This is a genomic window from Sporofaciens sp. St.21A7, assembly GCF_059728535.1.
Genome location: NZ_BAAGFN010000002.1, coordinates 296,069 through 310,026, shown reverse-complemented (window position 1 = coordinate 310,026; position 13,958 = coordinate 296,069). Strand labels below are relative to the sequence as shown.

Below are 13,958 nucleotides of genomic sequence, written 5' to 3'. Positions count from 1 at the left end.
GTATAAAAGTATACGATAAGTTGGAATTGTGCTTGGAAGATATATATGGGTTATTTGAGCGATTCAAAAATGAATAAAGATAGAGTTTATTGATTTTGGAAAAGGGGCATCTATTGGAAGATACCAATAGATGCCTTTACTCTATTAAGACATAAAGAATCGTATTTTTCAGATTTAGAACGATTATTCTTCCAAAAGAGATTGAGTGTCTTATTTTCGCAGTATTTCAAGCATGCGTACCTGCAGAGAGATATCAATGGCTTTCTATTTTGGTATCGTCCCATATCATTGCTCTTGTGTAGCCGATCCTTCACTTTTTAGATACCGGCTTGGCAGCTTATCTCTTAAAATGGGGAAATCCTGAAGCATTGGAAAAGGGAGCAATGTCCGGGGCATTTTACAGTAAATCAAAATATGCTCGAATTTATTTTTTGGAATAATTTTCGGAATAATAAAATATCCGCCTATGCCCCTTATAAAATCGGAGAGGAATAACATTTTATTATAGAATATACTATTAAGGGAGATGCGATCTTTATGTATATAACGGTAAAGCAGGCAGCAGAAAAGTGGGGGATTTCTGACAGACGGGTGCGTCTACTTTGCTCGGAAGGAAAAATTTCAGGAGCCACACGAGAAGGGCGTAGTTGGATGATTTCAACAAATGCGAAAAAACCAGAGGACGGACGTTTTAAAGCAACAGAAAGTTTACTGACAGCTATAGACAGGAAGAAAAGAGGACTGGATACCAGACGTCCTCTGACTGAGGGTGAATGGGAACGTTTGACTGAGGAATTCATTATTGAGTATACTTATAATTCCAATGCAATTGAGGGAAGGGGGCGTTGTAATATTGGTTGACAGGTTTCGGTCGGGTTTAATGTGAACCGGGCGCCATGGGAGGGTTAAACCTGTGTTTCTGTACCATGGGAACAAATGAGATTTATTTACGGAAAGCCGGGGAACTTACAGCGCCCATATTGTTGTGATGATTTTGAAGTTTTTGTGTAGCGGAGTTTTTGATTTTTATAGATGGCATATCGTTTCATTCGGAAACAAATAGTTCTGTTTTACAGGGAGAGGCACGGGCTGTTGCGCCTGGAGCGGTTTCTGTAAAATCCCAGGGTTAGTTCAGTGACAGAGAAACAATGGACAGTCCGGTCTGCGGGCCGGTAGAAAGGACGGGATATAGATGAAGAAGGATGTTCGGAAGATTAAGGTGTATGAGCAGAGCGGGCGTAATTATAAGCCGACGCCTACGATCATGTTGAAGGGGCTGTGGCTGGAAGAGCTGGGGTTCGGGGTGGGGAGAGTACCGGGAGGCCCTGCGGATTCGGGAGTATCTGCATCTGGAGGGGTATGACAAGCGGGTGATGGCTTCTTTGATTGAGAGCGCGAAGGTGATGGGGGAGGACAGACTGGAAGTGGTCTGGAAATTTGGGGATTTTTATGAAAAGATTTTAGGCGAAATGCGGTGAGGATATGGTATAATTAGGGTGCCTGCCGGGATTAATTTCAGCGGGGGGATCCGGGATATGAGGAAGAAGGAGTTTTTGGAAGCTCTGCCGATTATGGTTTTTGCGATCCATGGGAACCATGAACGGAGGCCGGAGGCTATTGAAGGATATCAGGAGAAGGTGTGGCATGGCGGCGTGGTGTATTGGGAAGAAGAGTATCCGAGTCTGTTGTTTGCGAAGGACGGGGAAGTGTTTGACCTGGACGGGAAGCAGGCCATTGTCATGGGCGGGGCTTATAGTATTGATAAGTTGGTCCGGCTTATGTATGGATATGGGTGGTGGCCGGATGAGCAGCCTTTGGAGGAGGTTAAGAGGTGGAAACTTTCTTTATGCATATATTGAACTTTTTAGTACGTTTCAAGTATATGTACTCCTGTCAGATGATTATTCTGGTGAAATATATAAAGAATACTGCCAAGTAATTAATAAGAATGATAATGAGGAACGTAAAAATGAAATAATGGATAGTTTAAAAATTTTGGATTATAAGGATGCAGATATTATTACAACTCAATATCAAATAGATATAAAAAAAGTAGTTAGTGATTTAAAAGAATGTCATGGATATAACGGAGAAAATATAAATGTTGTATTTGAACAAATTCAAAAAATAGCATATGAAAAAATTCGCAAAAAAAGTTACGAAAGAAATTATTTGGAAATGCTTGATGAGAAATATGTAAAAGTAAATTTTATAAATATATTTAATCAAATAAGTGATGAAGAAAAGTTAAGGTTTTATTCCGAGTTTCAATATTATACATGCTATGAGGAAGATACTATTAATATAGAAAAATATAAGCTACTTTTATATTTGGATAATCAGCAATACCTATATCCCGATTTGCTTGCAGGAGTTATGTCTGTTAATCCATCTGTGTTTAAGAGTTATTGTCATTTTAAGTTTTATATGTTGATGGGTCATTTGAAAAAAGCATAGTGTTTCATAAAAAATATTCAAAATCTTTGTCCCATACTTGACATAAGCTGACGGAAATGGCAGAATTGGAAGACTGCTTGTAAATTTGGAATTAATGAAAGCAGGATATCCGCCAATTGACATTAAGTTTGCAGACCGGATTTCGTATTACAATGCATTTGATGAATACCACGTAAAGCATAATCTTGGTGCAATGGAAAAGCTGTTTGCAGGTTATGTGAATGCAAGGCTGGACAGTTACTTGCTGATGCTGGAAAAATAACTATATGAGGTCGGAATCTGCATGTTTATTTCAGAATAGTTTGGATTAGGTGATGAATTTCTTGGAGAGTTGGACTGTTTCCATAACTTGTTCCAGTGAGAATATAGCAATATTTCTGAACAGCAGAGTGTCGGAGCTTTATGCGAATGAAAATATGGACTGGGAGACCTATTACCGTTCCTATGTGGATACATACCTGCAGAGAGATATCCGTGATCTTGCACAGGTTGCCGATGAGATGCAGTTTTACAATTTTATGACGATTGTGGCCACACATACCTCAAAGCCTGTTGTCTATGAGGAATTTTTTGGTATCGTCCCATATCATTGCTCTTGTGCAGCCATACCACAACAACGCGTTGAAACGCATTGTAAAAATGCCGCTCCTTCACTTTTTAGATACCGGCCTGGTAGCTTATCTCTTGTTATTTGCATGGCCAACGATTTGTTGCCTGTGGACGAAAAAAACTGGTATGTGCCAGTTTGGTTGATTTAGTTATTATGAAAAATGTGAAGGAAGGATGAGGGCGTTTCGGCTCTCATTTTCCAAATATGAAACCACAGTTTGAAAGGAGTATTTGTATGAAACATGTATGTATGCTTTTATCGGTGGCAGATATTAACGCTGCAAGAAAGTTTTATGAGGATCTGTTTGGATTAGAGGTGTTTCAGGATTACGGGAAATCTTTATATAACGTATGGAAGAAGTTATGTGCTTTCATTGATGAACAATATGACATGGATTGTTTGTGGAATAAAGGCGGCAAAGCATGGAAATATGAATATAAATATCGTCGATGCGGTAAAACGTTATGCGCGTTATTTGCAAGAGAAAACTGTGTGGGTTTTATGATTATCTTAGGGAAAGACGAACGATTAAAATTTGAAGCGGATAGGGGAAATTACTCAAAAGAAGTTCAAGAAATATATGACGAAGCTCAAACTTATCATGATGGAAAATGGGTCATGTTTGAGCCGGTAGATACTTCAATGTTTGATGATTTCATGAAGTTATTATGTATCAAAAGAAAGCCAAATAGAAAATAATTGGTTAAGAGGGACTTGAGGATGAAAAAAATTATAGATTTTATCGAAGAAAATGTAAATGGAAGAACGCTGTTTACAAAGGAATTGGTTTACAAACTAGAAGATGGTGCGTTAGAGGGTGTATACTCGGATCAGATTTCTTTTTCTAATCTAAAATACTCACAAAGCGGATTTCAATTAGATATGTTTATAGTTGCAAATGAAAAGATATGGCTTATGGGAGCTGATGGACAACGAGAAGAACTGCGAAAAGATTTTAGTGCTGTATCATTATTTCGTTTTGAATTAGCTAAGCGTAAAAGTACAGATACAATGACAGGTTGTTTTAGAATGATTTCAGCTTCTGGAAGAAATGTAGCAGCAGAGGCAGTGGTTAGTGGCATATATGACATCTGTCTCGAAAACAATGTATTAAAATTTTCAGAAGATCAGGTTTTGTATCGTGATCAGCCAATACAAGACGGACAATCTAAGCCTGTGGCATTTCAATCAGAACATCGTTTTTACTGTGAAGATGGAAAATTACATTATGAATATAATGGAAAAAGCTTTGACTATGACATAAATACAATGCAACGTGTGAATAGTTCTGATAGTTTTCCACCATTTGTTTCAATAGAGAAATAATCAATATGTAGCACTATTATGAATTATTACGAAGAGATAAATAAGAAGTTGTGGAGGTAATAGAATGATATTGCTAGTTGCTGATACTCAAAATTTAATTATGAATAATGACTTATATAAATTTCAAACTTTTGTATATCGTATTAAAGCACTAATCAAAGAAGCACGCAATAACGATATAGAAGTTATTTATGTTAGACATGATGATGGTGTTGGGCAGAAATTAACTAAAGGCGCATTAGGCTATGAAATATACGAAGAATTTCAGCCAATGCCAAATGAGCGAGTTTTTGATAAAAATGTAAACAGTGCTTTTAGAGATACAGGGTTGTTGGATTACCTACATGAAAAAGACGAAGATACAATTATTATTGTAGGGCTGCAAACAGATTACTGCATAGATGCAACAGTGAAATGTGGTTTTGAGCATGGACTTAAAATGATTGTTCCAGCAAATACAAACAGTACGCTTGATAATGCATATATGACAGCGGAAAATTCTTATAGATATTATAATGAGTTTATGTGGAATGGAAGATACGCAGAATGTATTTCATTTGAAAAAACTCTTGAATTGATGAATAGATAAATTCCAGTTGTCTGGAATTTGCAGTTGATACTTTACTTAGTTTACGAAGTCAGTTAATGCAAACATTAGTATCTTTTAAATCGGAATTTTGTGAAGACAGCATGTATCGGAGTATTTTTGCTTCTGTAGATTAAAAATTGCTCTATTTTATCTTTGATAATCGGACATGGATTGATTATACGATGCTTTAATTACCCTTTGGGCATCTATTTTATTATAATAATGGAGAGACAAATTATATTCATTAATGTTTCTTGGAAATTACGGAGGAGGACAAAATGATATTTGAAGAGAGGGAAATAAATTTAAAAGACGGCCGCATTTGCACACTTCGCTCTGTCGAGATAAGAGATGCAGAAAGTATGATAGAATATCTTCAAATGGTATCTTCGGAGACTCCATTTCTTCTTAGAAATGGGGATGAGGTTACTTATACCGTTGAAGCAGAGGAACAGCTTTTAGAAAATAAAAGAAATACTCCACGTGAAATAATGATGGTGGCGCAAGTGGAAGGTATTATTGCAGGAAATTGTGGAATTGAATCTATTGGCAGTTTAAGGCGTGTTTATCATAGATGTGATTTTGCAATAGCGCTTAAGAAAGATTATTGGAACCTTGGTATTGGTTCTGCAATGATGGATTATGCTTTTTACCTAGCAAAAAATATGGGATATGAACAAGTTGAACTGGAAGTGGTTGAAGGAAATACCCGCGCAAAGAATTTATATGAGCGATTTGGGTTCAGAGAAATAGGGAAAAATTTACGTGCTCTTAAATATGATGATGGTAGCTATAGAGATGAGTACAAAATGGTAAAGATTTTGGCAGATTAACAGTGCAGTTTATCAGAGAGAAACACAATAAAAAACAAATTCGGGCTTAAAAGGAGAAATGCAAAAAGCGGAATCTTACAAAAGGCTAATGAAGGGAGAATAATTCAATGAAAGAATTTAGTCAAGAAGCAGAACAGGTCATGATTGAGCGTTTCGGGAAAGATACGATTATATCATTAGCAACAACGGAAAATGCAACGCCTTATGTGCGATACGTCAATGCCTATTACGAAAATGGAGCATTTTATGTCATTACCCATGCACTCTCAAATAAAATGAAGCATATAAAAGATAACCCTGTTGTTGCAATCGCCGGCGAGTGGTTTACAGCACACGGGAACGGCGTCTGTCTGGGTTATTTCGGGAAAAAAGAGAATGGTGTAATTGCTGAAAAGCTGAAAAAAGTCTTTGCTGAATGGATTGATAACGGTCATACTGATTTTAACGATGAAAACACCATCATTCTGCGTGTGGAATTGACAGATGGCCTGTTGCTCTCGCATGGTACAAGATATGAGTTTTAAATTTTCAAATTTCCTACTGTGTTAGGTCAAGTATTATTAAAGCTTATCCTAACCGTTTGCAGGTAGGCTGCTTAAGGAGGCTCCATGAAAGGATTTAACCGGCAAAACAAATTATTTTCCCTCTGCGGTTTGAATTGTGGGCTTTGCCCCATGTTTTTGAATCAATATTGTCCTGGCTGCGGCGGCGGTGAGGGGAACCAGTCTTGTAAAATCGCAAGGTGCAGCATGGAGCACGACAGTGTCCAATACTGTTTCCAATGCAGCGAATACCCTTGCGAAAAATACGATCATATTGACGATTTTGATTCCTTTATAACACATCGAAATCGAAAATCCGATATGGAAAAGGCCAAATGCCTTGGAATAGACGCTTATAATGCAGAGCAGGCGGAGAAGGCCAACATTCTGGAGGTTTTATTATCCAATTATAATGATGGCCGCAAAAAGACACTCTTTTGCGTAGCCGTCAACCTGCTGGAGTTGCAAGAACTGCAAACGGTACTTAAAGAAATCGACCGTCAACCTGATATGGAAACACTGACGCTCAAAGAAAAAAGCGCTTTTGTTGCTGGATTACTACAGGATGCAGCGGCAACGAAAAATATTGATTTAAAGCTACACAAGAAAAAGAGATAATGTATTTGAAAAAGCGCCACATCACTATCAGTTAGCCAAAATAAATCTATATTACTTAATGCGAATTTCTGTTTGAAGTATCAAAAACTATGGATATAATGATAGATAGGTGGTGATAAAATGTTTAGAATAGGTGAATTTTCAAAGCTGGTGCAGGTATCTATTCGTATGCTTCGCTACTATGACGAGGTAGGACTTCTGACACCGGCAGAGGTTGACAAGTGGACGGGACACCGACTGTATTCAGTAAAGCAAATACCGCGTCTAAATAAGATTCTGTATTTGCGGGATAGTGGACTAAATGTTTCGGAAATTGCGCTTGCCCTGACGATGGACGAGCAATCACTTCTTGCACAACTTGACAAAAAGCGCATAGAGATAGAAAATGCAATACAGACCGAACGAGAAAAACTGCGGAAGATCGAACTTGCAAAAAGTGAAATACAGGGTGGTAAAGGAGAACTGCACTATAACATCTCCGTTAAGTCGATCCCCGCGTATCAGGTGCTATCCTTGCGGAAAGTTGTACCAAACTACTATTCCGAGGGCGACTTATGGAAAGAACTTTCTACTTTTACAGGTGCGCAAAAAATAGAAATAACGGGCAATACATTTTCCATTTATTACGATACAGAATTTCGAGAGACAGATGTTGATATTGAGCTATGCGCCCCGGTAAAGAAAATGGGAAAGACAAAAGAGCCGTTTTGTTTCCACATGACAGAACCAGTCCCGTATATGGCTTGCACAATGGTTTATGGCGATTTTGCAAATATAAAAGGTGCCTACCTTACCTTTGCCGAATGGTTGCAGACAAACAGCGAATACAAAATGTCTAACCCGATGCGCCAAATCGTGCATAGAGGTCCGTGGAATGAGAATAACTCTGAAAAATATTTGATTGAGCTTCAGATTCCGCTGGAACACGCATGATTGTATAGACTTTGAAATGTCCTGCTAAAAATGTAGGGCATTTTTTATTTTTCCCTATTGCATCTCACATGATGTGAGGTCTTATACTGGTTTTACCAACAAAAGCAAGGAGGAAAAATATGACCTATCAATTAAAAGCCATTGGCGAAGTAAAAAATGATGAAAATGGAACATTTATTCAGTTAGAGCCGGAGTACATTCCCGGACTGCAAGCCTTAGAGGGCTTCAGCCACATCGATGTCCTTTGGTGGTTCAGCGATTGCGACAACGACGCAGACCGGAATGAATTACAGACAGAACAGCCCTATAAAGGCGCACCCGAAGTCATGGGTGTATTTGCAACACGGTCTCCTGCGCGTCCGAACCCTATTGCATTAACGGCGTCCGAAATTATTAACATTGATTTTAGCAACGGCATGATTCGTGTTACATTCATTGACGCAAATGACAATACGCCCGTACTTGACATCAAGCCGTACACTCCGAGTTTTGACAGGGTTGAAACGCCTGGTGTTCCCGTATGGTGCAGCGAATGGCCGAAAAGTACAGAAGCGTCCGGCTATTTTGATTGGGGACAGGTATTCAAATTTTAAGAGGTGGCTTATGAAATTACAGGATTATGCGCAGAATAAGCCTAAGTCATCGGGGATATGTGGGTGTATCTCATTGAAAATGGCCGCATGGCAAAAGTAGCATTTCGCCTTTCTACTGCCTATCAAGGCAACCGACTTATGACAGAAGCGCTGGCGAGAGTAGCTATCTTCTGTTTTGAAGAAACAGAATTTCAATCGCAGCCAATCTAAATACTACTGTTGAAATGGGAATGTCCCATGCGGAAGGTACTGCACAAAACCTTTTCACTTATTTTGCAGGCGGCCTTGTCCAAAATATTCCGGACCGGCTGCAAGATGGTTTTGTTAAGAGAGAACTCTTGGCAGGAGAATACATCGTTTGCAGAGTCGAAGCAGAAAATTTTGAGAATTTGGTGACGGTAGCTTTGGATCAGGCCAGCAAGTACCTTTTTGGTACATGGTTGCAGCACCACAGTCTGGCCACAGAGCCCTTCTCTGCAGAGAAGTATTACAGAGATGCGGAGGATATGGCCTACATGGAAATTTGGGTTAAGCCCCTGTCGCTGAAAAATAAAAGCTAAGGAGGAAAATAGGGATGGATTGGAATTCGCTCTATTCAAAAGGAAAGAAGTTACTTTTGTAAGACAGTCAATAACCATGTAAGCAATCTGCGGAAGAAACTGAAAATCACGCCGGATTCCCCGGACTACATCAAAAGCGTTGTTGGCGTTGGTTGAACAAATAATGAGTTCTGATTTTCTTGACACATAAATACTACAGGTGTAAGATATATGAAATAAAAGGTATTGTATCTACAGACGCAATGGAACATCCAACCGTACAGGTGGAATATTTTCAGGAGGATGGAGGCAGATATGGAAAGGAAAAGGAGGCAGCCTTACAAAAGGAATAAAAAGCGTATCCACATCGCTGCGGCTGTCCTGTCTGTAACCGCAGCATTTGCAGCAGTCTGCGGGATTGTTTATTTCATGAGGGGCAGCGGCCGGGAGACGCCGGAAGAGCTTCTTGTCAGATATATGGAACAGATTGGGCAGCATAATTATGAGGAAATGTACCGGATGACGGATCCGGCCCATTCCGCATATACGGACAAGGAAGCTTTTATAAAACGGAATTCTGCCATTTATGAGGGAATAGAGATTGAAAATGTCCGGGTCGAGGTTCTGGAAAATGACAGAAATAATAGCAGGGAACAGGATAGCGTAGCTTACCAGATGTCCTTTGACACCTTTGCCGGTAATCTCCGGTTTGAAAACGAAATGCAATTTACAGATACGGAGGATGGATATAAAATCATTTGGCATGACGGCCTGATCTTCCCGGAACTGGCTTCCGAAGACAAGGTGCGTATCGAATCAAGCCCGGCAGAGCGGGGGAAAATATTGGATCGGAATGAACGGATGCTTGCCGGGCCTGGAACCGCCTCATCAGTGGGACTCGTACCTGGAAGGCTGGAGGATCGGGAAAATGCCTTACATCAGTTATCCAGGCTGTTGGACATGGATCCGGAAACAATCCGGAACTGTCTGGACGCAGCCTGGGTGACGGAGGATTCCTTCGTTCCGCTCAAAACGGTTCCGAAGGTCAGTGAGCTTGATCTGATGGCGCTGGATCCGAAGGAAGATGTGCTTGCGGAGAAAGCACGGCAAGATGTACTGCTTGCCATCCCGGGTGTCATGATCAGCGACGTGGAGGTGCGGACATATCCATTCGGTGCTGCAGCCGGGCATCTGACCGGCTATGTAAGAAATGTGACCGCCGAGGATCTGGAGGAGCATGCGGGGGAGGGTTACAACGAAAACAGCGTGATCGGCAAAAGCGGCCTGGAAGCACTGTTTGAAAAGGAATTGAAGGGGCAGGACGGATGCAGCATTTATATAGAAAGGGAGGATGGCAGCAAAAAATCTGTACTGGCCAATCTCCCGGTGAAAAACGGGCAGGACGTCCGGCTGACCATCGACACGCAGCTCCAGGAAGCTTTGTATCAGCAGTTCCAGGAAGATCCAGGCTGCTCCGTTGCGATGGATCCCTGCTCGGGAGAGGTACTGGCACTGGTCAGTACACCCTCCTTTGACAGCAATGAATTTATCCTGGGCCTGTCTGATGCCCGGTGGAATGCCCTCAATGAGGATGAACGAAAACCGTTGCTGAACCGTTTCCGGCAGATCTGGTGTCCCGGGTCTACGTTAAAGCCGGTCATTGCGTCCATCGGTTTGAAAACAGGTGCGGTCGATTGGCAGGAGGACTTTGGAAATGAGGGGCTGAGCTGGCAGAAGGACGCTACCTGGGGAGACTATTATATAACGACGCTTCATGCGTATGAGCCTGTGACCATGGAAAATGCTCTGATCTATTCGGATAATATTTACTTTGCAAAAGCGGCGCTGGGGATTGGTGCAGATGTATTGGAACGAGAGCTGAACATCATGGGGTTTGGGGAGCAGATTCCCTTCGAGATCGTGATGCCCCCATCACAGTATTCCAATACGGAGCATATCGAATCGGAGATTCAGCTTGCGGACAGCGGCTATGGCCAGGGGCAGATCCTGGTCAACCCACTGCATATGGCCGGCTTGTATACAGCATTCTGTAATGGGGGAAATGCATTGAAGCCGCGGCTGGTATATGAAGATGAAGCTGACATGGACGCGGGCAGCAATACCGGTGCTGAAATCTGGCTTCCGCAGATTTTTTCGGTGGAAACTGCAGCGCAGGTTCTGGAAGGCATGAAAAAGGTGGTGAACAACCCGGAAGGAACCGGCTATGCGGCACATCGTGAGGACATCGTGCTGGCCGGAAAAACCGGGACAGCAGAAATCAAGGCATCTGTGGAGGACACCGAAGGGACAGAGATCGGCTGGTTCGCCGTATTTACCGCAGAAAAGGACGCGGAGGATTCACTGCTGATCGTGAGTATGGTGGAGAATGTAAAAGAAATCGGCGGCAGCGGGTATGTAGTCAGTAAAGACAGGAACGCGCTGGATGCATATTGGGGGAGCGGACAGTAGGTGGTTTACTGTCCGTTCTAAAACTTCCGCATAAATGGGGGCGGCTTGTTATGCTTTGAAATATGATAAAATTTTATCCCAATACGCTTCTAAGGTTTTCGGATCGGAATTGAAGATTTCGTGCTTACTCCCCTTTACCCGGATAAGCTTTGCATCTATACGTTTCCTTCTGCATAATTTTTTCACAAACCGTTCCTGTTCCTTTTTAGAAACATAGGTCTCGTTTTCTGCCTGAAAAATCCTTGTGGGGCAGGAAATCCGACGCCATGCTTTCTTTTGAAGATTACGGTTTAACCGGTGCGCCTGCCAAAGCCACCCATAGGAGGCTGCGTTCATCTGAAATAACGGCTCCTTGCTGCGTTTTTCCTGATAATACAGGAATCTGCATTGAGAAGCGGACGCACTGTCGGCATATTGCTCCGTTCCATCATAAGGGTGGTTTCCCGGCAGATAGCGTTCTTCCCTGCCGGCCATACAGAACACCTTTGCAACGAGGCATGCCAATGGCCAGGGGGTCGGAGCAGTGTTTGGGCGTATCATTGGTGAAGAGAGGATAAGCCTGGAATAGAGCCGGGGATCCTGCGCGGCTGCACATGCGGCGATTCCGCCGCCCATAGAGTGGCCGTACAGGCATATGGGAAGGCCGGGAAATTCCTGTGCCGCAATGCGGCTTACGAAGAGCAGGTCCTCTACATATCTTTTATAGTCATCAATATGTACCAGAGAAAAATCTTCAGTATTACTGCATAATCTGTAGCTGCGGCCGTGTCCGCAGTGTTCCGGCATGAAGACATGATACCCGCCGCGGAGAAAGTAATAGATATTTTCCAGATGCTTATCGGTTGTCTCCGTATAGCCGTGGGACAGGATGACAATCCCCTGCGGATGGTCTGCAAGGCAGCGCAGGTAAAAAATCTTTTTTCCCTTTTCCCGCTCACAGTAATTTTCAGTTTTCCTCTCTGCAAGATAGGGCAGAACCATCGACTCCATCCTTTCCGCATATTTTTCTGCCGGTATGATCAGATTATGAATTGTTCTTTTATCCATTTTATGAATCTCCTTTGTAACCATTTGCACAGTTACCGTATATCCTGGTTGATTTTGTTTTCATCATAAAACAGGAATACAATTCCACCTAAAAAGCAGAAGCATGCGGCTGAAAATGCTGCAATACGGTATCCAGTCCCCGATGCATTCCCAATTGTAGAAACCGCTGTAAACAGGAGCATAGAGAGGCTCTGGCCCAGCTTAAAGGCAAAAGTCCTTGCGGCATAGAACATGCCTTCCCGGTTGCTGCCGCTGCGCTTCGCATCGCTCTGGGCAATGTCGGCGACTACTGCCTGCGGAAGGATTCCAAAGACCGCCATGGGCAACGAAGCCGCAATCATAAGGAGCAGGCCCTGCGCATTGGCGGAAATAAACGAGATCCTTCCAAGGAATCCGGTATAAAGATAGGATAACGAAAAGATTACAAATGCCACAACTATCAGTTTTTTCTTGCCAAGCTTCGGCGCCAGCTTATTGATTGGGATATAAAATATCAGTGACAATGCCGTCATGCCTACAAAATAGAGCGTGGTCATTGTTTCCGGAAGCTTCAGCAGGCTGGTGACGAAAAACGGAAGGCCTGTCTGGAACATGGTAATGGCAATCCAGTACAGGATGTCTGAGCCTACGAATTTCCGGAATTCTCCGTTGCGGAATGTGGAAACAAGAGAAGAAAACGCAGTATCCTGTGAAGGGACGGTATTGACATATTCTTTTTCGCGGATGGACCAGACCGGTATCTGCATGCAGAAAAATGCGATGACAGCCATAACTGTGAATGTTGCGCGGATAGCACCTATACGGCCCAATACCGGGATCAGGGCTCCCCAGATGACCGGCGCCAGATAGGCGACTGCGGTTCCTGCAATAAAAGTAAAAGAAATTACAGTGGAAATATTTAAGCGTTCCTGCTGGTTGTGCCCCAACTCCGGAATCAGGGCATTATACGGTGTACAGTAAGCTGTAATTGACAGATAATATACCAGTACCATTACGAACAGGAAAATGGCATTGGCCCAACTGTTCCTGTTGACCGGGGACCAGAATATCAGTACGGTAGACACAGAAAGAGGCAGGGCCGCCCATTTCAAAAATGGGATTCGCCGGCCATTTTCAGAGGTACAGCGGTCTGAAAGCGATGCGATCAACGGATCTGTGAATGCGTCAAAAAGCCGTCCGAAGGCAGTAATGCCCCCGATTACCGTAAAGATTCCGAGAATAACCAACCCCTGGGGAATAAACAGCGGCTGTCCCTGTGCCACAGACACCTCATCCGGCTGATAAAAGTATACCAGCCAATTAGAAATCAGACCAGACAGTAAAGACCATCCAAACTGTCCGGCTGCGAAAAGCCATATTTTACCTGTAGATAGTGATTTCATATGTATCCTCCTTGTTCCCT

At 42.4% G+C, this 13,958-nt stretch carries 18 protein-coding genes and 1 pseudogene; 17 read left to right on the top strand and 2 right to left on the bottom strand.

What is annotated here, in order from left to right:
- Nucleotides 1-537 precede the first annotated feature (537 nt).
- The 17 genes and pseudogenes from AC6I3O_RS28180 to AC6I3O_RS28100 all read left to right on the top strand — a co-directional run bounded on the left by AC6I3O_RS28180 (nucleotide 538) and on the right by AC6I3O_RS28100 (nucleotide 11,509).
- A complete protein-coding gene (locus AC6I3O_RS28180; protein ID WP_497854130.1) occupies nucleotides 538-861 on the top strand; it encodes a helix-turn-helix domain-containing protein in 324 nt (107 codons plus the stop codon).
- Between the two features lie 331 nt (nucleotides 862-1,192).
- Nucleotides 1,193-1,363, top strand: coding sequence for a SymE family type I addiction module toxin (locus tag AC6I3O_RS28175; RefSeq protein WP_497854128.1), 171 nt, complete (start codon nucleotides 1,193-1,195; stop codon nucleotides 1,361-1,363).
- A 172-nt stretch (nucleotides 1,364-1,535) separates the two neighbouring features.
- Complete coding sequence (locus AC6I3O_RS28170) at nucleotides 1,536-1,859, top strand: hypothetical protein (protein ID WP_497854125.1); 324 nt, start codon at nucleotides 1,536-1,538, stop codon at nucleotides 1,857-1,859.
- Nucleotides 1,804-2,457, top strand: coding sequence for a hypothetical protein (locus tag AC6I3O_RS28165; RefSeq protein ID WP_497854122.1), 654 nt, complete (start codon nucleotides 1,804-1,806; stop codon nucleotides 2,455-2,457). Before AC6I3O_RS28170 ends, AC6I3O_RS28165 begins: the two co-directional genes overlap by 56 nt.
- A gap of 85 nt (nucleotides 2,458-2,542) precedes the next feature.
- Nucleotides 2,543-2,719: a hypothetical protein gene (locus AC6I3O_RS28160; protein WP_497854120.1), complete on the top strand. Its 177-nt coding sequence runs from the start codon at nucleotides 2,543-2,545 to the stop codon at nucleotides 2,717-2,719.
- Nucleotides 2,720-2,873: 154 nt separating this feature from the next.
- Complete coding sequence (locus AC6I3O_RS28155) at nucleotides 2,874-3,215, top strand: DUF8612 domain-containing protein (protein ID WP_497854118.1); 342 nt, start codon at nucleotides 2,874-2,876, stop codon at nucleotides 3,213-3,215.
- Between the two features lie 86 nt (nucleotides 3,216-3,301).
- A complete protein-coding gene (locus tag AC6I3O_RS28150) occupies nucleotides 3,302-3,766 on the top strand; it encodes a DUF3788 domain-containing protein (RefSeq protein ID WP_497854116.1) in 465 nt (154 codons plus the stop codon).
- Nucleotides 3,767-3,787: 21 nt separating this feature from the next.
- The gene (locus AC6I3O_RS28145) at nucleotides 3,788-4,393 is read left to right on the top strand and encodes a hypothetical protein (protein WP_497854114.1); all 606 of its coding nucleotides are present in this window, start codon (nucleotides 3,788-3,790) and stop codon (nucleotides 4,391-4,393) included.
- A 64-nt stretch (nucleotides 4,394-4,457) separates the two neighbouring features.
- On the top strand, nucleotides 4,458-4,982 hold the full coding sequence (locus AC6I3O_RS28140) for a cysteine hydrolase family protein (RefSeq protein ID WP_497854112.1): 525 nt from the start codon (nucleotides 4,458-4,460) through the stop codon (nucleotides 4,980-4,982).
- Nucleotides 4,983-5,260: 278 nt separating this feature from the next.
- A complete protein-coding gene (locus AC6I3O_RS28135) occupies nucleotides 5,261-5,815 on the top strand; it encodes a GNAT family N-acetyltransferase (RefSeq protein WP_497854110.1) in 555 nt (184 codons plus the stop codon).
- Nucleotides 5,816-5,922: 107 nt separating this feature from the next.
- Nucleotides 5,923-6,339: a pyridoxamine 5'-phosphate oxidase family protein gene (locus AC6I3O_RS28130; RefSeq protein ID WP_300701184.1), complete on the top strand. Its 417-nt coding sequence runs from the start codon at nucleotides 5,923-5,925 to the stop codon at nucleotides 6,337-6,339.
- Between the two features lie 84 nt (nucleotides 6,340-6,423).
- The gene (locus AC6I3O_RS28125) at nucleotides 6,424-6,975 is read left to right on the top strand and encodes a DUF3795 domain-containing protein (RefSeq protein ID WP_497854106.1); all 552 of its coding nucleotides are present in this window, start codon (nucleotides 6,424-6,426) and stop codon (nucleotides 6,973-6,975) included.
- 120 nt (nucleotides 6,976-7,095) lie between these two features.
- The gene (locus AC6I3O_RS28120; protein WP_016220573.1) at nucleotides 7,096-7,908 is read left to right on the top strand and encodes a MerR family transcriptional regulator; all 813 of its coding nucleotides are present in this window, start codon (nucleotides 7,096-7,098) and stop codon (nucleotides 7,906-7,908) included.
- Nucleotides 7,909-8,027: 119 nt separating this feature from the next.
- Nucleotides 8,028-8,501 (top strand): tRNA (N6-threonylcarbamoyladenosine(37)-N6)-methyltransferase TrmO, encoded by a 474-nt coding sequence (tsaA, locus tag AC6I3O_RS28115; protein ID WP_497854103.1) that lies wholly within the window; start codon nucleotides 8,028-8,030, stop codon nucleotides 8,499-8,501.
- Nucleotides 8,502-8,686: 185 nt separating this feature from the next.
- Nucleotides 8,687-9,061: pseudogene (locus AC6I3O_RS28110) on the top strand (GyrI-like domain-containing protein); the annotation flags it as partial.
- A gap of 18 nt (nucleotides 9,062-9,079) precedes the next feature.
- Nucleotides 9,080-9,217, top strand: coding sequence for a winged helix-turn-helix domain-containing protein (locus AC6I3O_RS28105; protein WP_331496446.1), 138 nt, complete (start codon nucleotides 9,080-9,082; stop codon nucleotides 9,215-9,217).
- Nucleotides 9,218-9,355: 138 nt separating this feature from the next.
- Nucleotides 9,356-11,509, top strand: coding sequence for a penicillin-binding transpeptidase domain-containing protein (locus AC6I3O_RS28100; RefSeq protein WP_497854101.1), 2,154 nt, complete (start codon nucleotides 9,356-9,358; stop codon nucleotides 11,507-11,509).
- A gap of 48 nt (nucleotides 11,510-11,557) precedes the next feature.
- Here the strand turns inward: AC6I3O_RS28100 and AC6I3O_RS28095 are convergent, their stop codons facing one another.
- Together AC6I3O_RS28095 and AC6I3O_RS28090 are read right to left on the bottom strand one after the other, a co-directional pair.
- Nucleotides 11,558-12,556, bottom strand: coding sequence for an alpha/beta fold hydrolase (locus AC6I3O_RS28095; protein ID WP_004068836.1), 999 nt, complete (start codon nucleotides 12,554-12,556; stop codon nucleotides 11,558-11,560).
- A 32-nt stretch (nucleotides 12,557-12,588) separates the two neighbouring features.
- A complete protein-coding gene (locus AC6I3O_RS28090; protein ID WP_497854099.1) occupies nucleotides 12,589-13,938 on the bottom strand; it encodes an MFS transporter in 1,350 nt (449 codons plus the stop codon).
- Nucleotides 13,939-13,958: the final 20 nt, after the last annotated feature.